Origin of the sequence: Curtobacterium citreum, assembly GCF_006715175.1 — a bacterium.
Lineage (GTDB): Bacteria > Actinomycetota > Actinomycetes > Actinomycetales > Microbacteriaceae > Curtobacterium > Curtobacterium citreum.
The window spans coordinates 546,246-569,753 of the sequence record NZ_VFMQ01000001.1 but is presented as its reverse complement, the minus strand read 5'-3'; the positions used below and the strand labels follow the sequence as shown (position 1 = coordinate 569,753).

Sequence of the window (23,508 nt, the reverse complement as noted above, 5' to 3'; positions counted from 1 at the left end):
AGTCGACGGACGGGAGGCGCGGTGCCGGCTGGCACCGCGCCTCCCGTTCGTCATCCCGCCTGTCCGGCGCGCGCGGCCCTTGTCCGCGGAACGCGACCGACGAGTCCGACCCACGCGACACGCTGCGCGGTCCGGGCACGCGGGGGGAGGCTGGGCCGATGACCTCCACGGCGAACGAGGGACCCCGGTCCCTGGTCTCGGTGTCCGGCACGGACACCGACGCGGCGGTCGCCGACCTCGCGGGCATGTACGCCGGCAAGTCCTGGCACTCGTCGCACGTCGACGACGACTACTGGTACCGCTACGTCGCGATCGGCGACGACCGGATGAGCATCCGGCGCTCCCAGATGCACGGCTCCCTGCGCGGCGACGTCGCCGTCGAGGGGCAGGTCGTCGTGCAGTGGATCGACTCGGGGTCCGCGACCGTCGACGTGGGGCGCAACGCGGTCCGCATGCAGCCGGGTGTCCCGACGCTCTTCCCGATCGAGCAGCGCTTCGACATGGAGTACCGCGACTGGGACCAGCGGCTCGTGCACCTGGACCGCGACCTGGTGCTCGACGTCGCGTCGGAGCGGTACCTGGTCGACGGCACGCTCGCGTTCGACCGCTTCACCCCGCCGGACGCCGCCTCGGTGGACCGCTGGCGGACGGCCGTCGGCGGTTCGGTGCGGGCGCTGCGCGACGAGGGTGCCGAGTCGCTCGCCTGGCACGAGGCGCAGCGCGACGTCGTCCGCGCCCTGCTCGACCTGTACCGCTTCCACGGCGAGACGGCCCCGGTCGGCTGGGGCGAGCACCGGAACGTCCGTGTCCGCGCGGCCGTCGAGACGATCCATTCCCGCGCGCACGAGCCGCTCACGGTGTCGGACATCGCACGGGCGGCGGACCTGAGCGTCCGCGGGCTGCAGGAGTCCTTCCAGCGGGTGCTCGAGCGCACGCCGATGGAGTACCTGCGCGAGGTCCGGCTGCGCCGCGCCCACGACGACCTGCTGCGGTCCGAGCCGGGCACGGTGTCGGTCGCGGACGTCGCGGTGCGGTGGGGGTTCACGCACATGGGCCGGTTCTCGGGTGAGTACCTGCGGCGGTTCGGGGAGTACCCGAAGCAGACCCTGCGGCGCTGACGCGGCGCGCTGCTGGCTGCCGGTGCTGCGCTGCGCGGTGCCGGGATCGCGCGGCGCTGCTGCCGCGCGCGCCGCGTGTCAGCTGATCTCGTCGCCGGAGGGCAGCGCGCCGCACCAGTCGACCGAGGCCGCGTCGATGCTCGCCTCGAGCTCCCCGGAGGACGCGTCGACGATGCTCACCAGGTCGCTCGTCGCCGACTTCGTCGCGACGGCGAGGAACTGCCCGTTCGGCGACGGGCAGACCGCGGTGATGCTCGCGTCCGCGGGCACGACGACGGGCAGCCGGGAGGCTCGGCTCGCGTCCACGCGCAGGATCCGCTGGGCGAGGGTCCCGTCCGCACGCACGTCGCCCACCACCCGCACGTAGGTGTCGTCGTCGAGCTGAGCGATCCGCCCGAGGTAGGCGGCGTCGGTGCTCCCCGGCGGCGCGGCCAGGGGCGTGCGCTTCCCGTCCGTGAGGTCGAGGCGGACGACCCCCGTGCCCGTCTCGACCACGGCCGTCGTCCCCGTGCCCACGAAGCCGTGCAGGTAGGTGGCGCTCCCGAGCCGCACGGGGTCGGTCTGCCCGCTGACGTCGACGAGCACGAGGTCGTCCGAGCCGGTCCGGACGAGGGCCCGCTCGGTCCGCGGGACGTACGCCCACTGCGCGACGGTCATCGGGACGGCGCCGGCGCTGGGCTTGCCGTCCGCGGCGACGGCGGTCGGCAGGTGCGTGCCGGTCATGTCCACGACGTACAGGCCGACGTCCCGGGACTGCCCGGTCGTGGTGTCCGCGTACTCGAACCCGAAGGACGCGCCGTCGTCGGCGACGTGCAGGGCGGTGACGCGGCCCTCGGCGGTCGGCAGCGTGAGGTGCTCCACGGGCGCGGACGGGTCCTGCACGCCGCCCGCGAGCGAGACGATGTCGACGGCGGACCGGCCGTCGGTGCCGCTCACGACCACCAGGGAGCGGCCGAGCCGGGCGTACTCGGTGATGTCGGCGGCCTGGTAGACGGTCGTCGCACCGCCGGCGTCGAGGGATCGGCGGACGATCCGGTCCTTGCCGGCGCTCCCCGCGGTGCCGCTCGTCCCGCTCGTACCGCTCGTCCCGCTCGTGCGACTCGCGGCCGGGACGAGCGCGAGCACGTCGGTGCTGCCCGTCCGGATCGTCGTGCGGAGCTCCGACGTCGCGGGCTGCCCGGGTGCCCGCACACCGGCCACGGCGATCTCGTACGAGCGGTCGTAGGCGAGGGGTCCGGCGAACTCGACGGCGATGGTGTTGCCGCTCGACGTCACCGTGTGTGCGGCCGCCGGGGTCACCGTCACGTCCCCGGCGGACACGCGCTGCAGCGCCTGGTTCGCGGTCAGGATCACCCGCTGCGCCGGCCGGGACACCAGCCCGCTCGGGTCGTAGGTGACCTCGCGCAGCCGCGGGCCCTGCTGCGCGCCGATCACCGCGGCCACGGCGCCGACGAGCACGAAGACCGTCAGCGACGCGACGAGCCGGCGGCGGAACCGGTCGCGCGGCCGGCGGCGCAGCTCCGGGGTGCGGTCAGTACTCATACGGGTCCGACGGCTGGGCGATCCGGGTGATGCTCGCGGCCCGGATCACGATGCGTGCGTCCGCCGACGGGTCGGGGTTCGCCGCGAGCTTGCCCTCGACCCGGACCCACTGGTCGGCGTCCGGCACGGTGCCGTCGGTGACGACCCCGAGTCCGACGGGCTGGGCGTCGACGGCGCAGCAGCTGATCACGAAGCGCGTGAGGGTGAACGTGCCGTCGGCGCCGGGGACCACGAACCCGGTGAGCCGCACGGGCTTGCCGACGAGCGACGAGGTGTCGGTGGTCTGGCGGATCACCGCGGCCCAGTCCTTCACGCCGTACTGCGAGGTGTCGACGCCGGCGCTGCCGAGGAGCGCGACGTCCTGCGTCCCGGTGGCGTTCGAGAGCGTCGGGGTGTCCACGCTCCGCTGCTGCGCCGTCCGGGCCGACAGGGTCGCCGGCGGCAGGACGAGCATCGCGACCGTGACCCCGACGGTGACGAGCGCCGCCGCACCGCCGAGCACCCGGACGAGGACCCGGCGGCGGGTCGGCGCGGTGGACGCGCCGTGGCCGCCGTGCCCGTCGTGGTGGTCGCCGTGGTCGTCGTCGGCCTCGTCGTCGTGCCGGTGCCCGTGGCCGCGCGCGACCACCACGAGCCCCGCGACCGCAGCCGGGACCGCCACCGCCGCGAGCACGATCGTGAAGACGTCGTACCGCGGGTTGATGTACAGGTCGAGGTGCCCGACGGCGGCGAGCCACAGCGTGCACAGTGCGACCGCGAGCACCGATCCGAGCCCCAGGTACGCGGGACCCCTGTCAGACGAGGACATTCATCACCAACCCGACCGCTGCCGTGAACAGGGTGCAGACGACGGCGAGCAGCACCAGGAAGCGCGCCCGGAAGGTCGTCCGGAGCAGGGCGATCATCTTCACGTCGATGATCGGCCCGATGAGCAGGAAGGCCGTGATCGACCCCGGCAGGAAGGTCGAGGCGAAGGACAGGGCGAAGAACGCGTCGACGTTCGAGCACAGCGACACCGTCATGGCGAGGAGCATCATCGCCGCGACGGACAGCACCGGGTTCGCCCCGATCGCGACGAGGGTGGACCGGGGCACCGCGACCTGGATCGCCGCGGCGAGCCCGGCGCCGACGAACAGCGCCGGCATCATCGTCGCGGTCTCGCCGCCGAACTGCGCCGCGCTCTCCCGCCAGCGGTTCCGGGCCCGCGGTGCGCCGACGGCTGCGCGGCACCGAGCCTCGAACGCGGGCAGGAGCAGCTCGGCCGGGCGGCGGTGCGCGGCGACGATCCACCCGACCAGGTTCGCGAGCACGAACCCGCCGACGATGCGCACGACCAGGATCCAGCCGGACCACCCGAAGGCCTGCGCGGTGCTGATGATGACGAGGGGGTTGAGGATCGGTGCCGCGACCAGGAACGTGACCGCCTCGGCCGGGGTGAAGCCGCGCAGCATGAGCCCGCGGGCCAGCGGGACATTGCCGCACTCGCACACCGGGAAGAGCATCCCGATGAGCGAGATCACCGCGCGCCGGGGCAGCGGGCGCTCGGGCAGCAGCTTCTCGAGCACGCCGACGGGCACCCACACCTCGACGACGATCGACAGCACGATGCCGAGCACGACGAACGGCAGCGACTCGACCACGACGCTGATCGCCAGCGTCAGGAAGTCCTGCACGACGTCCGGTAGCCCGGTCGTCCCGACGCTCGGCGACGCGACGCGCACGGCGAGCAGCACCACGACGGCACCGAGCACCAGGCCGGGGCCGGTGAGCGTGCGGGTCGGGGTGGGGCGAGTGGGGGCGCTCGTCACCGGGACAGGATAGGCGAGGAGCACGTCTGCTCCCGCCGAGCCGCGCGGTGCCGGGCCTCAGGCCGTGGGCAGGCCCGTCAGGTGCCGGTCGAGCAGCGCGATCGCCCACTCGCCGGACTCCCCCGGGGCCAGGCGTGTGACGTGCACGCAGAGCCCGTCCACGAGGGCGTGCAGCCGACAGGCCTCGTCGACGCGGTCGTCCTCGGGCACCCCGACCAGCGCGACGATCCGGTCGCACCAGGCGCGCATCTCGGCGACCACCCGGTCGAGGGCCGGCCGGAGCGCGTCGTCCGTCAGCGCCGCGTTCCCGAGCGCCAGGTAGACGTCGAGCTCGACGATGCGTTCGTCGTCGAGCGGCAGGAGCTCGACCAGGATCCGCCGCGCGGTCTCGTCGTCCGGCAGCCCGGCGGGGATCGCGTCGATGCGCTCCCGCGTGCGGTCGAACACGAGCGTGATGGCGTGCTCGCGCATCGCGGCCTGGGTCGGGAAGACGTACCGGACGGTGCTCGGCGGCAGCCCGGCCTCGGCCGCGACGCCCCGGACGCTCAGCGCGCCGAGGCCGTCCCGGGCGAGCACGCGGCACGCGGCGTCGGACACGTCGACGCGGCGCTGCTCGAGGTCTTCGCGCGTGGTCATCCGTCCATACTCGCACGGTCGTGCGAGTCGTGCTACCGTCGGTCCGGTAAGAGTCGCACACTCGTGCGACTCACGCCGGAACGAGGAGAGGAGCCTCTCATGGCCTGGCTGGTCCTGGTGGCGTCCGGCGTGCTCGAAGCGGTGTGGGCCACCGCGCTGAGTGCGTCGAACGGGTTCAATAAGGTGGTCCCGACGATCGTGTTCGTCGCCGGCATGGCGCTGAGCATGGTCGGCCTGGCGTTCGCGATGCAGGCGATCCCGGTCGGTACGGCCTACGCCGTCTGGGTCGGGATCGGCGCCTCGCTGACCGTGGTCGTCGCGATCCTGCGCCGTCAGGAGGCCGCGTCGCTGGCCCGGGTCGCCCTCGTGCTCGGTCTGGTCGCCTGCGTGGTCGGCCTCAAGGTGGTGAGCTGAGGTGGCGTGGCTCGTCCTGTTCGTCAGCGCCGCGCTCGAGACCGTCTGGGCGACCGCCCTCGGCGCGAGCGACGGCTTCAGCCAGCCGGGTCCGACGGCCGTCTTCGCCGTCACGATCGTCGTCAGCCTCGTGGCGTTCGGCTACGTGCTCCGGCACATCCCGATCAGCACCGCGTACGCCGTGTGGACGGGCACCGGCGCCGCGCTCACCGTGCTGTGGGGCATGGCAACCGGAGTGGAGCCCGTCACGGTCCTGCGCCTGCTGTTCATCGCCGGGATCGTCGGCTGCGTCGTCGGCCTGAAGCTCGTCCCCGCCCGCCCGGCCCCCGCCCGCCCAGCCCCCGCCCGCACCTCGCACTCCGATCCGTGCGTCGGAGACTGATCCGCGCACAGGAGGCCGATCCGCGCATCGGAGGACCGGAGATCCGGCTTCCGATGCGCGGATCGGCATCCCGGGTCGGTCGCGATGGGACGGAACGTCACCGGCGTGACGGACGGGAGGCACGGTGCCAGCTGGCACCGTGCCTCCCGTCCGTCAGGTGGTCACGTCTGCGGTCAGACGGACGCGCCCGTCCACGCATCCTCGGCCGCGACGTGGTCGCTGCCGACGGTGCCGGCGGCGAGGGCCGCGGCCACGCGGTCCGCGTGCGACGGCGGGTCCGACGGCACGTGCGCCGGACGGTCTGCGTCGTTGATGCGACGGAGCTCGGGGACGATGTCCTCGGCCAGGATGTCGATCTGCTCGAGCACCGTCTTGAGCGGCAGCCCCGCGTGGTCGATCAGGAACAGCTGGCGCTGGTAGTGCCCGACGTGGTCCTTCATCGTCGCGTACCGGTCGATGACCTGCTGCGGGGAGCCGACCGTGAGCGGGGTCTGGGCGGTGAAGTCCTCCATCGAGGGGCCGTGACCGTAGACCGGGGCGTTGTCGAAGTACGGGCGGAACTCGTCCCACGCGTCCTGCGAGTTCTTCCGGGCGAAGAACTGCCCACCGAGACCGACGATCGCCTGGTCGGCGGTGCCGTGCCCGTAGTGCTCGAAGCGCTGGCGGTACAGACCGACCATCTGCTCGGTGTGCTGGATCGGCCAGAAGATGTTGTTGTGCAGGAAGCCGTCGCCGTAGTAGGCCGCCTGCTCGGCGATCTCGGGCGTGCGGATCGAACCGTGCCAGACGAACGGCGGGACGCCGTCGAGCGGACGCGGGGTCGACGTGAAGCCCTGCAGCGGGGTGCGGAACTTGCCCTGCCAGTCCACGACGTCGTTCTCCCAGAGCTGGCGGACGAGCGCGTAGTGCTCGATCGCCAGGTTCACGCCCTGGCGGATGTCCTGGCCGAACCAGGGGTACACGGGGCCGGTGTTGCCGCGGCCCATCATGAGGTCCATGCGGCCGTCGGAGATCACCTGGAGCATCGCGTACTCCTCGGCGATGCGCACCGGGTCGTTCGTGGTGATCAGCGTCGTGCTGGTCGACAGGGTGATGTGCTTCGTCCGACCGGCGAGGTAGCCGAGCATCGTCGTCGGGCTCGAGGCGACGAACGGCGGGTTGTGGTGCTCACCCGTGGCGAAGACGTCCAGGCCCGCCTGGTCGGCGTGCTCGGCGATCGTCAGGATGTCCTTGACGCGCTGGGTGTCGTCCGGCGTCCGGCCGGTGGTGGGGTCCGTCGTCACGTCGCTGACGGTGAAGATGCCGAACTGCATGGTGCACGCCTCCTGGCTTGCTCGCTCGCGCCGGTTCGTCCACCAGCGCCCAATCAATGCGTTTGCATCGACTTGGTGGGTACAACGTAGCGCAGGCGGAGGCATTCCCGCCAGTGCCGGGCTCGGGTGCGGTGCCCGCCCGACACCGGCTCTCGCCAGTCGCTGGCTCGTGATGGAGCAGACGATGTCGGGTCCTGCGCCGGTACCCGACGTCGTCTGCTCCATCGACAGGGGCGGCGCGTGTGGGCGGACGGGTCGGACGGGGTCGGACGGGCTCGGACGTGCGGGCGTCAGCGCGGGGCGGGCAGCGCGGCGGTGTCGGTCCGGTCCGCGTGGTGCTGACGATCCGCGAGCCAGACCACGGAGACGACGGCGAGCACGCTCGCGCTCGACGCCATGCGCCCGGCGACCAGGATCGCACCGTGGTCGTGCGAGCCCCCGGCCAGGCCGACGACGAGCGCCACGACGCCGACCAGGAACGTGACGGCGGTGCCGATCAGCAGGATCGTGGTCACCACCCGCCGAGGTGCTCTGCTGCCGTCACGGTCACCGCGCTCACCGCGGTCCACCCGGGGTCCGACGGCCCGGACGACGCCCACCCAGAACAGGGCGATCGCGCAAGCGCCGACGATGTCGCTCACCCGGTGCCAGCCGTAGACCACCGTCTGGTTCGCGACGAACACCGCGTACGCGGTGCCGAGGAGGGTGACGACCCCGCGGAAGCGCCTCGGCGTCACCATGAGCACGGCGAACAGGGCGGCCAGCGCGATGGTGGCGTGACCGGAGGGGAACGAGTTGGGGGTCGTCGACTGGGCGATCTCCGGGCGCTCGGCGATACGCTTCACGAGCGTCGAGGTCGCTGCCGACGCGAGCACCACGACACCTGCTCCGAGCCCCACCGCGAGCCGGCGTCGGGCGAACGCCACGGCCGCGATGACGACGACCAGCAACAGGATGACCGGCACCGAGATGACGTTCAGCGCAGTGTCCGAACCGAACAGGTCGGACTCGCGGACCCCGCCCAGCGCGGCGTCCTCGACCCGCTGGCCGACGGACGTCAGCACGGCGGCCGCGTAGACGGAAGGAACGATCACGAACCCCAGAGCCGCAAGCAGCCCCCACCGGAGCCGTCGCGAGACGCTCGGTCCCCGCGACTCGGGTGCCGTGCGGTCGGGCGTTCGGGTCACCGGACTGGTCCTCCTCGGTGTGGCGGTCATCGGCCTCCTCGTGCGCCTGGTTCCTCGGGTGCGATTCGGACGGTCGGGGCCGGTCACGATACCGTTGGTCCGCCGGTCTGCGCCTGTGAACGAGGGGAGCACCCCCTCCGGGAGCGACGGCCGCACCGCACGCGGCACACGGGCGGACGCACCGGCTCCGTACGCCGGCGGGCCCACCGCCACCACCCTGTACCAGGAGGAGACCGAAGTGGCCATCAAGGAACCGAGCATCACCGCCTCGCCGAACCGCGGCCTGGCCCTGACGGCAGGTGCCCTCCTCGCGCTCTGGGGCTTCCTGGGCTTCTTCCTCGCCGCCGACGGCGACCCCGGCTTCTTCAGCCGCCAGGGCGGGATGCTCTGGAACGCGTTCGGCGTGAACCCGGCGATGTCGCTGCTCTGGGTGCTCCTCGCCGTGGTGCTGCTCATCACGGGCCTCGGCACCACCATCGGGTCGCGGAACGGCAACCTGCTCGTCGGCATCGTGCTCGTCGTCATGGCCGTGTACGGTTTCGCGCTCGGCAACACCTCTGCCAACGTCTTCGCTCTGACCTTCGCGGACAACCTGTTCCACGCGATCGTCGGTGTGGTGCTGCTGCTGACGGCGTTCGGCGCCGACCGTGAGAACATCCGCGCCATCCGCGGTTCGCGCCGCATGGACGTCACCGTCTGATCGACCGCTCCCCCGACGCCCCGTCCACCCCGGTGGGCGGGGCGTCGTCGCGTCGGGGGGGGCGAGTGCTGGCGCGCGAGCGGGCAGGACACGCCGCGCGTCGCCCGCCGAGCGTGCACGATCCGTCGGCGGTGACGCTCGGTCGCGCCAGATCTGGGCCACTCGGCGGACGACGATCGTCGGGTTGCGGGCGCGTCGGACGAGCGGCGGACGCGGTGGACCTCAGGCGTCGGCGTCGGGCTGGCGGGCGGCCTCGAGCTCGGTCGCCACGATCCGGGGAGCCTCGGACATGAAGCGTCGGACGTCCAGGTCGACGATGATGTCCTGCGGCCGGAGTGGGCGCGTCAGGTACAGCCCTTCGAGCGAGGTCAGCCGGGACAGCGCGACGTAGGTCTGCCCGGCGCTGAACACCCGGTTGCCGAGGTCCACCACGGCGCGGTCGTACGTCGAGCCCTGCGACTTGTGGATCGTCACCGCCCAGGCCAGGCGGAGCGGGAACTGCTGGAACTCCCCCACGGTGTCCTTCTTGAGTTCCTTCTTGTCCGGGTCGTAGGAGTACTTGAACTTCTCCCACACGGACGGCTGGACCTCGAACGACTCCCCGTCGACGTCGACCCACACGGTGTCACGGATGGTCGTCACGACGCCGAGCGTGCCGTTCACCCAGCGCTGGTCGGGGTCGTTGCGCAGGAACATCACGTGCGCGCCGGGCTTGAGCTCGAGCGCTTCGTCGGCCGGGAAGTTCCGACCGCCGAAGTCGCCGTTGACGTCGGCCCTGGCGGTCTTGACCTTGCCGGGGAGCCGGTCGAGCGCCGCCTTGTTGATCCGGGCCACGGTGTCGTTCCGGGTCGCGAGCGTGATCGCGTCGTCGGGTGCCGGCCGTGCCCCCGCGGCGTTGAGCTGCCCGGCGACGTCGGCGGTGACGCGCCCGTGCCGCACCGCGGTGAGCATGGCCGCGAAGGCGTCGTCACGCTGCCGGTGCACCTTCGCGAGTTCGACGATGTGCAGCTCGGCCTCGAGCCACACCTTCGCGTCGAAGAACCACATCGACCGGTAGTGGTCGGTGAAGTAGGCGCGCTCGTCCCCGTCGCCCGGGACCGGCGGCAGCTGGTAGGGATCACCGAACATCACGACCTGGACGCCGCCGAAGGCCTCGAACTGCCGTCCGCGGGCCTTGCGCAGCGAGCGGTCCATGGCGTCGAGGAGGTCGGCGTTCACCATCGAGACCTCGTCGATCACGAGCGTGTCGATGGTGTTGAGGAGCTTGCGGGTCTCGGGTCCCTGGCGGAGCTCGGCGTCGGCGATGAGTCCGATGGGCAGGCGGAAGAGCGAGTGGATCGTCTGCCCGCCGACGTTCAGCGCGGCGACCCCGGTCGGTGCGCAGATCACGACCTGCTTCTCGGTGTTCCACGACAGGTGGTTCAGGAGCGTGGACTTGCCCGTCCCGGCACGACCGGTGATGAACACGTGGTCGCGTGTCGTCTCGATGTACTCGAAGACGGCCCGCTGTTCGGCGCTGAGCTCGACGGCCATCAGGCGTCCGTCGTCACCGGTTCGGTCGGCCGCGGGTCCGTCACGGCGCCGCGGTCCCGACGGAGTCGGAGCAGGACGACGACCACGACCGTGACGAGCAGGGCCGATCCGGCGACGACGAGGACCACCCCGCCGCGCGCCTGGTCGACGAGCGGATCCGGACCCCACGTCCGCCCCATCGCCCCGAACCACGACGCCTGCACGAGCCCGAGCGGCCCCTGCAGCGCGACGCCGAGCGAGACCACACCGGCCGCGACGACCACGGCGCCGGCGATCCGGACCAGGGCGGCGGGGACCGAGGCCGAGCGGGCACCGGCGGCGACCGGCGTGAGCAGGGTGGGGACGGCGAGGAGCCCGACCAGGAGCAGGCCGACGTCGACGAGTGTGCGGCCGGTCGGGTCGCTCACCGACCAGCGCAGGACCTGGGTGCCGTAGAGCGCCCACCACACCGTGGCGAGGAGCACGAACGCCGGGAAGGGCTGCACGAGGTACCGCACGACGCCGTTGTCGACGAGGAGCCCCGTCCATTCGCGGACCCCGGTGCTGTCGTCGTCACGCGTCTGCACCGCGGCGCGGACGAGCCGGACCGGCGCCGCGGCCCAGAGGAGCGCGGGCACCACCAGGCCGAGGACGACGTGCGCGCCGACGTTCGCCGAGACCAGGAAGCGGTCGTAGGTGTGCAGCGAGCCCGAGGTCGCGACGACCAGCGACACGAGCGCGATCCCCATCGCCACCGACCGGCCGACCGGCCAGCCCTGCCCGCGGTGGCGGAGCCGGACCACGCCCGCGACGTACGCGGCGGCGACGAGCACCGCGGCCATGAGCCAGAACAGGTCGATGTTCCACGCCGTCAGCCAGCCCCAGGCGCCCGGGTCACGGGGCAACGGGTCGTCGGTCAGGAGCTCGGCGGGCGACGGGTTGGTGGTCTTGCTCAGCGCGACCTGGTCGACCGGGGTCGCGGTGCGTCCGAGCGCAGCGGCGAACCCGCTCGCGACGCCCATCACCGCGAGCTCCACGAGCACGAGCGTCCAGAAGGGTCCGCGGCGACCGGGCTCGGCGGTGAGTGACCGGATCGTCCGACGGCGGTGCACGGCGCCGAGCACGCCGACGGCGAGGAGCGCCGCGGACTTCACGATCACGAGCACGCCGTACGGGCTGCCGAGGTTCGAGAAGGCCCCGACCCGGATCTGCGCCGAGGCGACGCCCGAGACCGCGACGAGGACGAAGCACCCGAGCGCGATGCTCGAGTACCGCCCCACGACCAACGGCAGGCGATCGCCGCCGAGGACCCCGCGGAGCAGGACGAGGAGCACGAGTCCGCCGACCCAGAGCGCGGCGCCGACGAGGTGCAGCCCGAGTGCGGTCACCGCGGAGTCGTGGCTCGCGGTGCCGGCGGCGTGCCCCTGCTGCGCGATCGGGATCAGCCCGATCATCGCGATGCCGGCGGTCAGCGCGACCATGCCGCGTGCCCGGACGGCGAAGCACAGGACCGTGACGGCCGCGGCGACCAGGACGGTGACGAGCCAGGCGAGCCCGAGGTCGGTGCCGGTGAGGAAGACCCCCATCGACTGGCCGAACTGCTCGTCGAGGCTGATCCGGGAACCGGCGACGCTGAGGAACGTGAAGAAGGTGGCGACGGCGGCCGCGACGGTCCACACACCGGCCGCGCCCGCCGCGATGTCGATGGCTCGGTTCCACTCCGGGCGGCTGCGCGAGAGTCCCACCGTGGTGAGCGCGAGCCCGCCGATGGTGGCGGCCGCGGCCAGGTCGACGACGAGCCGCGCGATCGGCAGCCCGAAGCGCACGACCGCGCCGGGGTCGGCGATCAGGGCACGGTCCGCGCCCCCGCCGACGACGAGCGCGACGAGGAGCGACACGAACCCGACGAGCAGCAGCACGGCGGGGCCGGCGATGCGCGCGATCCGATCCACCCGACAAGCCTAGGCGCTGCCCGGAGCGACCACCCACCCGACGGAGCTGCCTGTGGGCGGTGGTCCGCGCCTCCAGGCCGGTGCAGGAGTGTCGCGGACCGCCGGCCGGACCCGGGAACGGCAGAAGGGACGGCCGCAGCCGTCCCTTCCGTGTGGTGCAGTGGTCTTACTTGACGGCTGCCTTGAGCTTCGAGCCGGCGCTGACCTTGACCGAGTCGCTCGCGGCGATCTCGATGGCCTCACCCGTCTGCGGGTTGCGGCCGGTGCGTGCGGCGCGGTGGGTCTTCTCGAAGGCGATCCAGCCGGGGATGGTGACCTTGGTGCCGTCGGAGACCGACGACGAGACGACGCTGAACAGCGCGTCGACGACGCCGTTGACGGTGGCCTGGCTCTGGCCGGACTCCTGCGCGACGGCAGCGACGAGCTCGGTGCGGTTCAGTGACTTGTCAGCCATGGATGTCCTCCTCGGACTTCTTGCAGTGTCGGTGGGACGTGCGGGACGCCCGCCCGCCCGGAGCGGGTGCCCTGGACGTTCTGGACCGGCGGGCAGGACACCCGGCGGAACCGTCAGCGAACCTACCAGCCGGACGGGTCGTCGCGGACCGACTCGCCCGGATTTCCGGGGTTGTCGAGGGTCTGGTGAGGTCCGAGTGACGGATGTGACGGCCGTGTACCCCGGTACGGGTCCGCGGACGACGAACGCCCCGTCCCTCGGAGGGGACGGGGCGTTCGCTGGAGCCGGTGCTTACCAGGAGCTCTTCGTGATGCCGGGGAGCTCGCCACGGTGGGCCATGTCGCGGAAGCGGACACGGCTGATGCCGTACTCACCGAGGTGGCCACGGGGGCGGCCGTCGATGGCGTCGCGGTTGCGGTAGCGGACCGGCGACGCGTCGCGGGGGAGCTTCTGCAGGCCGACGCGAGCAGCCTCACGCGACTCGTCGGTGCCGTTCGGGTCCACGAGGGCCTTCTTCAGCTCGAGACGACGCTCGGCGTAGCGCGCGATGACCTCGGCGCGCTGGTTGTTCTTCGCGATCTTGCTCTTCTTCGCCATGCTTAGCGCTCCTCACGGAAGTCGACGTGCTTGCGGATCACCGGGTCGTACTTCTTGAGCACGAGGCGGTCCGGGTTGTTGCGACGGTTCTTCTTGGTCACGTAGGTGAACCCGGTGCCCGCCGTGGAGCGGAGCTTGATGATCGGACGAACGTCCTGACCCTTCTTGGCCATCAGATCTTCTCCCCTCGGGCGAGCAGGTCCTTGACGACGGACTCGATGCCGCGTGCGTCGATGACCTTGATGCCCTTCGCGCTGAGCGTGAGCGTGACGTTACGACGAAGCGAGGGCACGTAGTACGTCTTCTTCTGCACGTTCGGGTCGAAGCGACGCTTCGTCCGGCGGTGCGAGTGCGAGATGTTGTGTCCGAAGCCGGGGGTGGCTCCGGTCACCTGGCACACTGCTGCCATGGTTTCCTCCTGAGGTACCGAGCGACCGGACGGCCGCTCCCAAGTTCACTTGCCTGGCGCACACGCGGAACGTCCGGGGACGATCCGAGGGGGTTGTGTGCGCCGCCCAGGCTCGCGGACCCTGTCGAAGGGCCGGGAGCACCGCGCGACCGCGGCGTTCGCGACGGTCGGAGGGCTTGGAACAACTGGGTCTGCCACGCGGACGCAGCGGACCAGGGGACAACGTTACGGGACGGCCGCGCGTGTCGCAAGCCGGGGCCGACGGGCCGGGTCGGGCGGGCAGGCGGCGGAGCGGCGGGGCGAGGTGGTGCGGGCAGCGGGGGCGAGCGGGCCAGATCTGGCACGCTCGGCACGCGGCGACGACGAAGTTCGCCCACTCGACGACTAGCGCACGGCATGTCCTGCCCGCTCGACGAACGCCGGCCCGCTCGACGAACGCCTGCCCACTCGACGAACGCCGGCCAGCGCCGGCGCCGAAGATCGCCCTACGCCGCCGCCGTCGGCCGCGGCGCCAACGCCTGTACCAGGAGCTCCCCGAGCTCCGTCGGCGCCGTCATCATCGGCCAGTGCCCGGTCTCGAGCCCGACGATCGTCAGGTCCTCCACCGCCGAGAGCTCCGTCGTCCACGCATGGTGCTCCGCGACCATCGCCGCGAGCTCCGTCGCCGGGACCTCGCAGGACACCACCGTCGCCGGGATCGTGTGCCGCGCGGGGTCGGCGTAGTGGAACCGGTCCGAGGGCACCGCCGCGGGCTCCGGGACCGCCGGCTGCTCGAACGCCGCGCGGAGTTCCGGGGTCATCCCCCGCACGGTCGCCGGCTCCCAGACGTCCCACGACGGCAGCGGCACGACGCCGTCGACGACCGGGAGCTCGTCGTTGACGCACCCGCCCTCCGGTCCCGGGAAGGTGTCGACGTACAGCAGGTGCGCGACGAGCGCCGGTCGCTGGTCCGCGGCCATGAGCACCATCGGCCCGGCCCCGGAGTGCCCCGCGAGCGCGACGGGTTCCTCCGGCGTGGCCACGTCGTCGAGCACGGCCACGATCGCCGCGACCTGCTCGTCGAGCGTGTCGCCGTCGCGCGTGATCGTCTGGACCGAGTGCCCGGCACGCTGCAGGACCGGGGTCACCTCGTCCCACGCGCTCGCGTCGAGCCAGAACCCGGGCACCAGGATGACGTGCATGCGCCGGAGACTACGCGCCGGTCCGCGACGCCGTGCACACCGCGCACTCGCCGAAGATGTCGACGACGTGGCTGGCGTTCGTGAAGCCGTTCGCGGCCGCGACGTCCTGCGCCCACCGCTCGACCGGGTCGGCCTCGATCTCGACCGTGCGGCCGCAGTTCCGGCAGATCAGGTGGTGGTGGTGCGTGTCGGTGGTGCAGGCACGGTAGAGCGACTCGCCGTCCTGCTGCAGCGAGTCGGCGTCACCCTCGGTCGCCAGGTCGGCGAGCGCCCGGTAGACGGTCGCCAGGCCGATCGTGGACCCGTCGTCCCGCAGGTGCTGGTGCAGCGCCTGCGCGCTGACGAACCCCTCGGTGCTCGACAGGGCGGTTCGCACCGCCTCGCGCTGCCAGGTGTTCCGCTTCGGCTTCTGCACGGCGTTCACGCGGTGACTCCTTCCCTGCGGCCCGCGTCGGTCGACGCGTCGGCTCCGCCGGCCGGGAGGCGCGGCTCGCCCCCGGCGGTCTGCTCGCGGACCGCGACCCGGTCGCGTCCACGGCGGTCCCTCCTGGAGCCGACGATGCGGCAGACGACCCAGATGAGGAACGAGATGGTGGTGACGTACGGACTGATCGGCAGCCCGCCACCGAGGGCGAGCAGGATGCCGCCGACGACCGACACGACCGCGAACACCGTCGACAGGACGGGGACGACCACCGGGTGCGAGGTCAGTCGGAGCGCGGCGGCGGCCGGGGTCACGAGGAGCGACAGGACGAGCAGCGCGCCGACGATCTGCACGGACACCGCGGTCGCCAGGCCGAGCGCGAGCATGAACACGAGCGCGAGCGTCCGGACCGGGACCCCGGCGGCCGCGGCGACGTCCGGGTCGACGGAGGAGAACATCAGCGGGCGCCAGACGAGCAGCAGCGTCACGACGACGATCGCCGACACGACCACGAGCGAGGTGAGCTGGGGGTTGTCGACCGAGACGATCTGCCCGGTGAGCAGGCCGAACTTGTTCGCCGCGCGGCCCTTGTAGAGCGCGAGGCAGAGGATGCCGAGCCCGAGGCCGAACGGCATCAGGACGGCGATGATCGAGTTGCGCTCGCGGGCCCGGGAGCCGAGCAGGCCGATGAGCAGCGCCGCGACGACCGACCCGACGAGCGAGCCGGTGACGACGTTCGCGCCGAACAGCAGCGCCGCGCTCGCCCCCGCGAAGGACAGCTCCGAGATGCCGTGCACCGCGAACGGCATGTTCCGGGCGACGACGAACGGGCCGATCAGGCCGCCGACGATGCCGAGCACCGCGCCGGCCCAGATCGAGTTCTGGACGAGCACGAGCAGCTCGCCGTAGTCCTGGAACGAGAAGACGGTCGACAGCACGTCCATCAGATCCGCCCTTCGTCCGGCACGGTCGCCTGCGGGTCGGGGTCGCAGTGGTGGTGCGCCCCGGTCTGGTCGTGGGGTTCGTTGCCGCCGACGATGACGATGCGTCCCATGGTCCGGACGACGTCCACGGGGGTGCCGTACAGGTCGCTCAGCACGTCGGCGCGCAGGACCTCGTCCGGAGTGCCGATCCGGAAGCGCCCGCCGGCGATGTAGAGGACGCGGTCGACCACGTCGAGGATCGGGTTCACGTCGTGCGTGACGAACAGCACCGCGGCGCCCTGCTGCTGCCGCTGCCGGTCGATCAGTTCGGTGACGCCGCGCTGGTGCCGCAGGTCGAGCGAGATGAGGGGCTCGTCGCACAGGAGCAGCGCGGGGTCGGCCGCGATCGCCTGCCCGACGCGGGTGCGCTGCTGCTCGCCGCCGGACAGCTCGGCGACGGGGGCGTCCGCGAACGCCGTCGCGCCGACCTCGTCGAGGATCCGGTCGATCCGCACGCGCTCCGCACGGCTGGCCGGCAGCACGCCCCAGCGCGAACCGGTCACGCCCTGCGCGACCATGTCCCGCGCACGGAGCGGGGTACCGGACTCCATGAGCCGCTGCTGCGGGATGTACCCGATCCGGCGGTGGCCGCGTCGGACGGGCTGACCGAGGAACGACATCGTGCCGCTGGTCAGGCGCTGCTGGCCGAGGACCGTGCGCAGGAGCGAGGTCTTGCCGGCGCCGTTCGGCCCGAGCACGGCGACGAACTCCCCGGGTGCGAGGTCGAGGTCGAGGTGCGACCACAGCGCCCGGGAGCCGTACGACAGGGCCGCGTCACGGAGTTCGAGCACGGCGGAACCGCCACGGCCGGGGGCCGCAGCGGTTCGCGAGGGGGTCTGGACGGCGGTCACTTCGCGAGGGCCGCCGTGATCGCGTCGATGTTCGCCTGCTGCCACGAGACGTAATCCTTCCCCTTCGGGAGCGTCTCCGTGACACCGACCACCGGGATGTCGGCCTGGTCGGCTGCCTTCTTGACCTGCTCGGTCTCCGGGCTGGACGTCTGCTCGTTGTAGGCGAGGAGCCGCACGGTCTTGTCGCTGAACAGCTTGAGCGTGTCGTTGAGGGCCGCCGGCGGGACGTCGTCGCCCTCCTCGATCGCCTCCGAGAACGCCTCGGGCGTGACGTTGTCGAGGCCCATCGCCTCGAACAGGTACCCCGGGACGGGCTCGGTGTAGGCCACCTTGTCCCCGTCGACCTTCTGCTTCTCGGCGGCGGTCTGCGACTCGAGGTCCTCGAGCTTCGTGGTGAGCGTCTTCGCGTTCGCCGCGAAGGTGTCGGCCTGCCCGGCGTCGAGCTTCGCCAGCCGCTGCTCGACCTCGGCCACGAGCTTCACCATGGTCGGGTAGCTGTAGAACACGTGCTCGTTGAACTCCTTGTCCCCGTCCTTCTCGAGCCCGGAGAGGTCGACCACGTTGATGGTGGGGGCCTTCGTGTTCGCGGACTTCGCGAGCGTGGTCATGAAGTCGTCGTAGCCGCCCCCGTTCTCGATGAGCAGGTCGGCCTTCGAGACCGCGAGCTGCGTCTTCGCGCTCGACTCGAACGAGTGCGGGTCCTGCGACGGGTCGTCGAGGATGCTCGTCACCTCGACGTCCTTCCCACCGATCGACTGCACGATCGAGCCGTAGACGTTCGTCGAGGCGACCACGCGGACCGTGCCGTCGCTCGACGCGCTGCCAGGGGACGAGGAGGTCGCGCAGCCGGTCAGGACGAGCGCGGCGGCGCCGGCGACGAGCGGCAGGGCGAGGAGGCGGCGGTTCTGCATGCTGACGACCGTAGGCCTACTTGATAACGATTGTCAAAACCGATCTCATGCGAGCCTGTTCAGACGGGCGGGCGCGCTCCGCTCACGCTCCGAGACGCTCGAGCGCGTCCCGGATCCCGATGGCAGCTTCTCGGAACCGGTCCGGGACGGTTCCCCCGAGTCGGCCCTCCAGCACCGCCCACGCGGTGCTGTCGTCGCCGACGAGCAGCGAGAGCAGACCGAGGTCATCGAGCAGCCCCGGGTCGGCCTCGGACCCACCCAGCAACTGCGCGGCGACGCGAGACCGGATCTGCCGCGCCTGCTGTCGGAGCGCCTCGCGCTCGATGGAGAGTGCCAGCGAGTCACGGTCCGCGACGTCGAGCTGCTGCTCGGAGGTCTCGAGCGTCGATCTGGCTTGCGAGACCGCACCGCGCTGCAACTGGCTCCCGATCAGGTCCCGGATCGCAGCGACGTGGGGTTCCCCTTGGAAGGCGATCGTCTGCGGCCCAAGGACGATCGCCGCACGAAGGTCAGCCTCGGTGGCCTCGTCGGTCCGGAGCGGCCGGGCGTCCCGGCTCCGGTAGTAGTGGTCCTTCGCGGTCGCCTCACCACGTGCCACGACGGCGTCCAGAACCTCTTGGTTCCTGCGGGCCTTGTCGGCTCCAGCAGCGCCGTCGTACCCGTCGTGCACGAGGTCACAGTCGAGGTCGACCTGGAGGACGACTCCGCCGCGGACGAAGAGCTCCTCGTGCAGGGCGCCCCGGTACCGGACCAGACCGTCCGCTCGTATCACCCGACCCACCCGCGAGACCGTCCCGCGATTGCCGTCCCAGACGCGGAGCGAGACGCCCAGCCGGCCGCTCGCTGGGTGCTGCGAGAAGTGTCGCAGCACTTCTTCCAGCGACTCGGATGCCTGCGGCACGAACACTTCATCGGTGTCGACGAACACGACCCAACCCTCGCCGGCCGCATCCAGTCCCGCGTTCCGCGCCGCCGCGAAGTCGTTCCTCCATCGGAACGGGATCGCGGTGACCCGCAGGTCCGGTCGGTCCGCGGGCCGCATCTCCGACACGTCGTCCACTCCGACGACCAGGACGTCTGCTCCGGGTGGGAGTGAGGACAGCGTCGGACAGAGGTCGGTTCCCGGGACGGACGCCAGGATGCAGTACGTGACCGTCGACGAGGACTCCGTGGCATCCGGACGCCGGTTCGCGGAGGACATCAGGATGTTCCCGCGCGCCACCTTCGTCAGCACGGCGATCCGACGGAGGAGGAACGCGCGTTCTCGGGCCGAGGCCGTGGCGCCCATGGCCGCGCGCGCACTCGGGACGTCCCAGCACCCGTCAGACATTCGGCACCCCGACTTCGACCACGCGCGTGGCCAGGCTGTCGAGCGCCTCGCTGTGCGACACGAGCAGCACGGCAGAGCAGAGTCCCAGCCCCATGATCCGGTCCACGATCACGCGTTGGGTCGCGACGTCGAGCATCCGGGTCGCCTCGTCCAGGATCAGCAGACGGGGCCGATCGACGAGCGCCCGGGCGATGCCGACCCGCTGCGATTCGCCTCCGGAGAGACGGACGTGCGGCGGTCCGATGGGTGTCGCGTAGCCCAGCGGGAGCCGGCTGGCCAGGTCGTCGAGACCGACCGCCGTACAGATCCGATCGACGTCCTCGATGTCCCGACCGAACGTGACGTTGTTCAAGAGTGTGTCGGCCATCACGGCCACGGCATCGGGACGTACCGCACGGGCTCGCCGCCGGCGTCGCGGAGCGGTTCCCCGTCGAGCGCGATTGAGCCGGTCCAGTCGTCCTCGAGACCCGCCAACACCCGGCAGATCGTCGACTTCCCCGCTCCGTTGGGACCTCGCAGCCCGACGACCTCACCGCTCTGGATGCTCAGCCGCGGGAGGTCCGCGAGGACGCTCCCGGCCGCGACGACACGCAGCGCCTCGACACGGAGCAACGGTGCCCCGTCGCCCGCATGCGCGCCGCCGGAGACCGGGAGCGCAGCCCGCGCGAAGGAGATCTCCTCGATCCGTTCCGCGCTGACGGTCGCCCGCTGGACGTCCTGCTGCAGACCAGCGAGCGCGAACGCAGCTCCCGACATCATCGGGAGCAGGACCGCGAGCGAAGCGAGCGAACCCAGCGAGAGCGTTCCTGCCTGGACCTGGAAGGCCATCAGGGTCATCACGACGATCAGGACCACGCTCCCGGCGAAGGCCGTGGAGAACTCGAGCGCTGCGGAGACGAGGAAGACCCGTCTGGTCTGATCGATGAGTCCGTCGAAGGCCGCACGCAGTCTCGGTCGCTGGTAGGCGACCCAGGCTGCCCCACGGTTCGTCACGGAACCCTCGCCGACTTCGACCATGGCTTGGGTCAAGGCACTCTCCGCGCCCGCGGCACGCCGTTGCAGTGACTCGATTCGCTTCCCCTTGATCCACCTCGCTGATGCGATCGCCGACACACCGACCAGACACGCGAGTGCTGCGACCGGGCTCTGCAACCCCAGCACCGTCACCGCACCGAGCAGAGTGGCAGCGCTCAGGATCCCGGAGAGCACCGAGTCGTGGACGAACGACCGCATCTCGGACAGGTCCGTGAACCTGGCCATCAGGTCTCCGGGGGCGTACGCCCGGAAGGCAGTACCCCCCAGGGAGAGCACCGTCGTCCCGTAGCCGAGCGCGAGTTCGCGTTCCATGGACACCGAGCTCGTGAAGGCCTTCCGGGTCGAGAACCAACCGAAGGTGGCTCCCGCGGCTGCGACGAGCAGCGTGATCATCCCGATCGCGACCAGTGCGGCAGACGAGAGTGCGCCGGCGGCGGCGAGATCGACGAGGACCCGGACGAACTGGGACACTGCGAGGCCGGACGCTGTCGCGGCGAGCGAGAGGAGAGCAACACCCGACAGACGGCCGCGAGCGCTCCAGAGCAGTCCACGCACCACCTCTCCCCCGCTGCGGTCCTCGCGCGCACTCGCCGGCCTCTCGCTCGGCACCACGGTCATCAGGTAGCCCGAGGTGTCGAGGGCCGCCTTCCGGACCCATCCTTGGTCGCCCGCTGGGTCGGTCACCCGGACACGGTCGCCTCGCTGACGGTCGATTGCCACGAAGTGCCCGCCGTCACGGTCGAGGTGCAGGACCGCCGGGAGGTACCGATCGCTCACCTGTCGGAGATCGTCGAACCGGTAGCACGTCGCGTCGAACCCGTTCCGGTCCGCGACCCGCTGCAGCTCCAGCAGGGACATCGCCGTCTGCGAGCGTCCGTACAGCTGCCACATGCGCCCGACGCTCCGGCGCACCCCGTAGCACCCCATGACGGAGCTCAGCGCGGCGACGCCGCAGTCCGAGTCGAGACGTTGCGGGACGTGCGGTGCACGCTTACGGGAACCGTGGTCCGGGATGCCTGACGACCTCACAGCGCTCCTCCGGGCTGACCGTACAGGTCACGGAAGGGCGCGCTGTCCTCCCCGAGGCGATCCGTGAGCTCGATGAGTACGTCGACTGCGCGGGCCGCGAGATCACTCGCCGGGTCACCGGCCGACCCACTCTGCAGGTGGCGCGCGAGGAGCGCACGGGTGCGCGCGCACTCGACCTCGGCGAACAGCAGCAGCGCCCGAGCGCGGAGGAGCGCGAGCTCGAGCGCGCCCGGCTCTCCGAAACGGCGAGCGGCGGATTCGTGTTCATGCGCCTCCAGGACGGCACGAGGACCGCCGTCCAGGAGCAGCCCGACGAGCAGGGAGAGTCGCGCACCCAGCTCCTCCTCGAGGGACAGACTTCCGGACGCGATCGCATCCTGGAGCACCTGTCGGCGCTCCGGACTCTCGGATTCCGCGGCCAGTTCCTGCGCGTGCGCGAGAAGTCGCCGGCCCTCGGGCCCATCCTCGGCTCTCCAGCCCTCGATGATCGTCGTGTTCCGACGGCGTCGCTCGGCCACCTCCGTCTCGTACCCGTCGTGCGCCACGGTGACGTCGAGCGCAACACGTTCGACCTGACCGTCGGCACGGAGGACAGGCACCTCGTGGAGCCGCCCGCTCCACCGCACGGCTCCGCGCACCCGGAACAGACGCGGCAGGAACGGCGTGACTCCGGCAGTCTGATCGAGGACGGTGACACCACCGATGATGCGATCGCGTAACGGGTGCCTCTCCAGGGCCCGAGCTGCATCGACGACCCGTTGAGCGTGACCGGGGAGCAGGAACTCGTCGTCGTCGACGAACGCCACCCAGCCGTTCTCCAGCTGGTCCACCGCGAAGTTGCGTGCTGCCGCGAAGTCACCCGTCCACTGACGCCGGACGACCTCCACGTTCCGGCCGCCCACCGACCGAAGGAGGTCGAGCTGCCCCGGTCCGCTGTCGACGACCAACACACGAGCGTCCGCGGTCAGACTCTCGACACAGCGCAGGACACGAGTCGGGTCGCCGGCGCTCACGACCACGAAGACGAGTGAGCCGTCGTCGACTGGAACGTCTGGTGAGTCGATCGGCCAGAAGGTGCTCGACGCGAGGGTCTGCGCCCGGACGGCACCGAGGCCGACCGGCAGATCCCCCGGGGAGCGGAAGACATCAGTTGTTTGCATGCTTCTCCATGCGGGCACCACCGACCGCGGCGATGCGATCGATGGCGCCCGGTCAGAACTCAGTGACAGATGCAGGTACCGCAGCTGCCGCTGCTCGGCGGCGCCGGCTTGCTGTGCAGGATCGCGTACGCAGCCATCTTGCCGACCCAGGACGGCGAACCGATCCCGATGAGGCCGACCGAGCCGCACTTGGGCCCGTACTTGTAGTACCAAGCGCGGAGCTTGTCGATCCACGCCCCTCCCCGGACCTCGTTCAGCTCGTCCTGATCGATGATCTGCTGGAGCAACATCTCGCGTGCCGTCATCGGCATTCCCCTCTCTTCCGCGTCGGGGAGGCTCCCCCGGGCTCCGAGAGTCAAGCGGCCCGTGACGAGCGTGGTCCAGCCCCCCACACGGACTTCATCCTCACGACGGACCCCGTTCCGTCACTCGGACAGCGCAACAGTCGGTCGGTCGCCGTCGGACCGGTCCGGGCGCCCGGAGTCGAGCGAACTGCCCGTGGCGTCGACTCGCTCGACGGCCAGCGTCCGGTCAGGGCCTACAGTCGAGTCGACCGGGCAACTCCGCCCAGGTCGATGTC

26 protein-coding genes are annotated in these 23,508 nt (G+C 71.6%); 4 read left to right on the top strand and 22 right to left on the bottom strand.

The annotated features are described in order from the left end of the window. Nucleotides 1-158: 158 nt before the first annotated feature. A complete protein-coding gene (locus FB462_RS02865) occupies nucleotides 159-1,118 on the top strand; it encodes a helix-turn-helix transcriptional regulator (RefSeq protein ID WP_114850361.1) in 960 nt (319 codons plus the stop codon). 78 nt (nucleotides 1,119-1,196) lie between these two features. On the opposite strand, the gene FB462_RS02860 is transcribed toward FB462_RS02865, so the two are convergent. Genes FB462_RS02860 through FB462_RS02845 form a run of 4 tightly spaced genes read right to left on the bottom strand, consistent with a single transcriptional unit; the run spans nucleotide 1,197 to nucleotide 5,104 of the window. Then, nucleotides 1,197-2,660: a hypothetical protein gene (locus tag FB462_RS02860; RefSeq protein ID WP_141860038.1), complete on the bottom strand. Its 1,464-nt coding sequence runs from the start codon at nucleotides 2,658-2,660 to the stop codon at nucleotides 1,197-1,199. After that, nucleotides 2,650-3,468 (bottom strand): TIGR03943 family putative permease subunit, encoded by an 819-nt coding sequence (locus FB462_RS02855; protein WP_141860036.1) that lies wholly within the window; start codon nucleotides 3,466-3,468, stop codon nucleotides 2,650-2,652. The genes FB462_RS02860 and FB462_RS02855 overlap by 11 nt, the downstream gene beginning before the upstream one ends. Continuing rightward, complete coding sequence (locus FB462_RS02850; protein ID WP_141860034.1) at nucleotides 3,455-4,468, bottom strand: permease; 1,014 nt, start codon at nucleotides 4,466-4,468, stop codon at nucleotides 3,455-3,457. Before FB462_RS02850 ends, FB462_RS02855 begins: the two co-directional genes overlap by 14 nt. Nucleotides 4,469-4,525: 57 nt before the next feature. Beyond that, a complete protein-coding gene (locus FB462_RS02845) occupies nucleotides 4,526-5,104 on the bottom strand; it encodes a TetR/AcrR family transcriptional regulator (RefSeq protein WP_114850365.1) in 579 nt (192 codons plus the stop codon). A 99-nt stretch (nucleotides 5,105-5,203) separates the two neighbouring features. On the opposite strand from FB462_RS02845, the gene FB462_RS02840 reads away from it, so the two are divergent. Further along, a complete protein-coding gene (locus tag FB462_RS02840; RefSeq protein WP_141860032.1) occupies nucleotides 5,204-5,518 on the top strand; it encodes a DMT family transporter in 315 nt (104 codons plus the stop codon). 1 nt (nucleotide 5,519) lies between these two features. Continuing rightward, nucleotides 5,520-5,900 carry a DMT family transporter gene (locus tag FB462_RS02835; protein ID WP_141860030.1) on the top strand — a complete coding sequence of 127 codons (381 nt, stop codon included), beginning with the start codon at nucleotides 5,520-5,522 and terminating at the stop codon, nucleotides 5,898-5,900. 173 nt (nucleotides 5,901-6,073) lie between these two features. Here the strand turns inward: FB462_RS02835 and FB462_RS02830 are convergent, their stop codons facing one another. Together FB462_RS02830 and FB462_RS02825 are read right to left on the bottom strand one after the other, a co-directional pair. Continuing rightward, nucleotides 6,074-7,213: an LLM class flavin-dependent oxidoreductase gene (locus FB462_RS02830; RefSeq protein WP_141860028.1), complete on the bottom strand. Its 1,140-nt coding sequence runs from the start codon at nucleotides 7,211-7,213 to the stop codon at nucleotides 6,074-6,076. 290 nt (nucleotides 7,214-7,503) lie between these two features. Further along, nucleotides 7,504-8,307 (bottom strand): phosphatase PAP2 family protein, encoded by an 804-nt coding sequence (locus FB462_RS02825; protein ID WP_144803266.1) that lies wholly within the window; start codon nucleotides 8,305-8,307, stop codon nucleotides 7,504-7,506. A gap of 331 nt (nucleotides 8,308-8,638) precedes the next feature. Between FB462_RS02825 and FB462_RS17165 the strand changes: the two genes are divergently transcribed. Next, the gene (locus FB462_RS17165; protein WP_167509977.1) at nucleotides 8,639-9,100 is read left to right on the top strand and encodes a DUF4383 domain-containing protein; all 462 of its coding nucleotides are present in this window, start codon (nucleotides 8,639-8,641) and stop codon (nucleotides 9,098-9,100) included. 222 nt (nucleotides 9,101-9,322) lie between these two features. On the opposite strand, the gene FB462_RS02815 is transcribed toward FB462_RS17165, so the two are convergent. From FB462_RS02815 to FB462_RS17160, 16 genes are all read right to left on the bottom strand, one after another. Further along, the gene (locus tag FB462_RS02815) at nucleotides 9,323-10,633 is read right to left on the bottom strand and encodes an ATP-dependent DNA helicase (protein ID WP_373286861.1); all 1,311 of its coding nucleotides are present in this window, start codon (nucleotides 10,631-10,633) and stop codon (nucleotides 9,323-9,325) included. Next, on the bottom strand, nucleotides 10,633-12,564 hold the full coding sequence (locus tag FB462_RS02810) for a bifunctional copper resistance protein CopD/cytochrome c oxidase assembly protein (RefSeq protein WP_141860025.1): 1,932 nt from the start codon (nucleotides 12,562-12,564) through the stop codon (nucleotides 10,633-10,635). The genes FB462_RS02815 and FB462_RS02810 overlap by 1 nt, the downstream gene beginning before the upstream one ends. A gap of 166 nt (nucleotides 12,565-12,730) precedes the next feature. Then, nucleotides 12,731-13,018: an HU family DNA-binding protein gene (locus FB462_RS02805; RefSeq protein WP_058741891.1), complete on the bottom strand. Its 288-nt coding sequence runs from the start codon at nucleotides 13,016-13,018 to the stop codon at nucleotides 12,731-12,733. Nucleotides 13,019-13,309: 291 nt separating this feature from the next. Then, nucleotides 13,310-13,615, bottom strand: coding sequence for a 30S ribosomal protein S14 (gene rpsN, locus FB462_RS02800; protein ID WP_022903745.1), 306 nt, complete (start codon nucleotides 13,613-13,615; stop codon nucleotides 13,310-13,312). Between the two features lie 2 nt (nucleotides 13,616-13,617). Further along, a complete protein-coding gene (gene rpmG, locus FB462_RS02795; protein ID WP_022908193.1) occupies nucleotides 13,618-13,788 on the bottom strand; it encodes a 50S ribosomal protein L33 in 171 nt (56 codons plus the stop codon). Continuing rightward, the gene (gene rpmB / locus FB462_RS02790) at nucleotides 13,788-14,024 is read right to left on the bottom strand and encodes a 50S ribosomal protein L28 (RefSeq protein WP_022903747.1); all 237 of its coding nucleotides are present in this window, start codon (nucleotides 14,022-14,024) and stop codon (nucleotides 13,788-13,790) included. Before rpmB ends, rpmG begins: the two co-directional genes overlap by 1 nt. Before the next feature lie 485 nt (nucleotides 14,025-14,509). After that, nucleotides 14,510-15,205 (bottom strand): alpha/beta fold hydrolase, encoded by a 696-nt coding sequence (locus FB462_RS02785; RefSeq protein ID WP_141860023.1) that lies wholly within the window; start codon nucleotides 15,203-15,205, stop codon nucleotides 14,510-14,512. Between the two features lie 10 nt (nucleotides 15,206-15,215). After that, complete coding sequence (locus FB462_RS02780; protein WP_114850372.1) at nucleotides 15,216-15,629, bottom strand: Fur family transcriptional regulator; 414 nt, start codon at nucleotides 15,627-15,629, stop codon at nucleotides 15,216-15,218. After that, nucleotides 15,626-16,573 carry a metal ABC transporter permease gene (locus FB462_RS02775; protein ID WP_058741889.1) on the bottom strand — a complete coding sequence of 316 codons (948 nt, stop codon included), beginning with the start codon at nucleotides 16,571-16,573 and terminating at the stop codon, nucleotides 15,626-15,628. Before FB462_RS02775 ends, FB462_RS02780 begins: the two co-directional genes overlap by 4 nt. Beyond that, nucleotides 16,573-17,403 (bottom strand): metal ABC transporter ATP-binding protein, encoded by an 831-nt coding sequence (locus tag FB462_RS02770; protein ID WP_229666873.1) that lies wholly within the window; start codon nucleotides 17,401-17,403, stop codon nucleotides 16,573-16,575. The genes FB462_RS02775 and FB462_RS02770 overlap by 1 nt, the downstream gene beginning before the upstream one ends. A gap of 56 nt (nucleotides 17,404-17,459) precedes the next feature. Then, nucleotides 17,460-18,374, bottom strand: coding sequence for a metal ABC transporter solute-binding protein, Zn/Mn family (locus FB462_RS02765; protein ID WP_141860019.1), 915 nt, complete (start codon nucleotides 18,372-18,374; stop codon nucleotides 17,460-17,462). A gap of 82 nt (nucleotides 18,375-18,456) precedes the next feature. Then, complete coding sequence (locus FB462_RS02760) at nucleotides 18,457-19,704, bottom strand: glycosyltransferase (RefSeq protein WP_141860017.1); 1,248 nt, start codon at nucleotides 19,702-19,704, stop codon at nucleotides 18,457-18,459. After that, entirely contained in the window at nucleotides 19,697-20,071 is a 375-nt protein-coding gene (locus FB462_RS17785; RefSeq protein WP_141860015.1) for an ATP-binding cassette domain-containing protein, read from the bottom strand. The genes FB462_RS02760 and FB462_RS17785 overlap by 8 nt, the downstream gene beginning before the upstream one ends. Then, nucleotides 20,071-21,768: an ABC transporter transmembrane domain-containing protein gene (locus tag FB462_RS02750; protein ID WP_141860014.1), complete on the bottom strand. Its 1,698-nt coding sequence runs from the start codon at nucleotides 21,766-21,768 to the stop codon at nucleotides 20,071-20,073. Before FB462_RS02750 ends, FB462_RS17785 begins: the two co-directional genes overlap by 1 nt. After that, nucleotides 21,765-22,928 (bottom strand): glycosyltransferase, encoded by a 1,164-nt coding sequence (locus FB462_RS02745; protein ID WP_114850378.1) that lies wholly within the window; start codon nucleotides 22,926-22,928, stop codon nucleotides 21,765-21,767. The genes FB462_RS02750 and FB462_RS02745 overlap by 4 nt, the downstream gene beginning before the upstream one ends. 59 nt (nucleotides 22,929-22,987) lie before the next feature. Continuing rightward, complete coding sequence (locus tag FB462_RS17160; RefSeq protein ID WP_167509975.1) at nucleotides 22,988-23,233, bottom strand: hypothetical protein; 246 nt, start codon at nucleotides 23,231-23,233, stop codon at nucleotides 22,988-22,990. Nucleotides 23,234-23,508 lie beyond the last annotated feature (275 nt).

What these genes read in the sequence shown, in the direction of transcription:
- FB462_RS17785 (WP_141860015.1), bottom strand. Translation starts at nt 20,071, where the DNA reads ATGGCCGACACACTCTTGAACAACGTCACGTTCGGTCGGGACATCGAG.
- FB462_RS02855 (WP_141860036.1), bottom strand. Translation starts at nt 3,468, where the DNA reads ATGTCCTCGTCTGACAGGGGTCCCGCGTACCTGGGGCTCGGATCGGTG.
- rpmB (WP_022903747.1), bottom strand. Translation starts at nt 14,024, where the DNA reads ATGGCAGCAGTGTGCCAGGTGACCGGAGCCACCCCCGGCTTCGGACAC.
- FB462_RS02765 (WP_141860019.1), bottom strand. Translation starts at nt 18,374, where the DNA reads ATGCAGAACCGCCGCCTCCTCGCCCTGCCGCTCGTCGCCGGCGCCGCC.
- FB462_RS02860 (WP_141860038.1), bottom strand. Translation starts at nt 2,660, where the DNA reads ATGAGTACTGACCGCACCCCGGAGCTGCGCCGCCGGCCGCGCGACCGG.
- FB462_RS02775 (WP_058741889.1), bottom strand. Translation starts at nt 16,573, where the DNA reads ATGGACGTGCTGTCGACCGTCTTCTCGTTCCAGGACTACGGCGAGCTG.
- FB462_RS02805 (WP_058741891.1), bottom strand. Translation starts at nt 13,018, where the DNA reads ATGGCTGACAAGTCACTGAACCGCACCGAGCTCGTCGCTGCCGTCGCG.
- FB462_RS02745 (WP_114850378.1), bottom strand. Translation starts at nt 22,928, where the DNA reads ATGCAAACAACTGATGTCTTCCGCTCCCCGGGGGATCTGCCGGTCGGC.
- FB462_RS02830 (WP_141860028.1), bottom strand. Translation starts at nt 7,213, where the DNA reads ATGCAGTTCGGCATCTTCACCGTCAGCGACGTGACGACGGACCCCACC.
- FB462_RS17160 (WP_167509975.1), bottom strand. Translation starts at nt 23,233, where the DNA reads ATGACGGCACGCGAGATGTTGCTCCAGCAGATCATCGATCAGGACGAG.
- FB462_RS02865 (WP_114850361.1), top strand. Translation starts at nt 159, where the DNA reads ATGACCTCCACGGCGAACGAGGGACCCCGGTCCCTGGTCTCGGTGTCC.
- FB462_RS02840 (WP_141860032.1), top strand. Translation starts at nt 5,204, where the DNA reads ATGGCCTGGCTGGTCCTGGTGGCGTCCGGCGTGCTCGAAGCGGTGTGG.
- FB462_RS02845 (WP_114850365.1), bottom strand. Translation starts at nt 5,104, where the DNA reads ATGACCACGCGCGAAGACCTCGAGCAGCGCCGCGTCGACGTGTCCGAC.
- rpsN (WP_022903745.1), bottom strand. Translation starts at nt 13,615, where the DNA reads ATGGCGAAGAAGAGCAAGATCGCGAAGAACAACCAGCGCGCCGAGGTC.
- FB462_RS02760 (WP_141860017.1), bottom strand. Translation starts at nt 19,704, where the DNA reads ATGTCTGACGGGTGCTGGGACGTCCCGAGTGCGCGCGCGGCCATGGGC.
- rpmG (WP_022908193.1), bottom strand. Translation starts at nt 13,788, where the DNA reads ATGGCCAAGAAGGGTCAGGACGTTCGTCCGATCATCAAGCTCCGCTCC.
- FB462_RS02785 (WP_141860023.1), bottom strand. Translation starts at nt 15,205, where the DNA reads ATGCACGTCATCCTGGTGCCCGGGTTCTGGCTCGACGCGAGCGCGTGG.
- FB462_RS02815 (WP_373286861.1), bottom strand. Translation starts at nt 10,633, where the DNA reads ATGGCCGTCGAGCTCAGCGCCGAACAGCGGGCCGTCTTCGAGTACATC.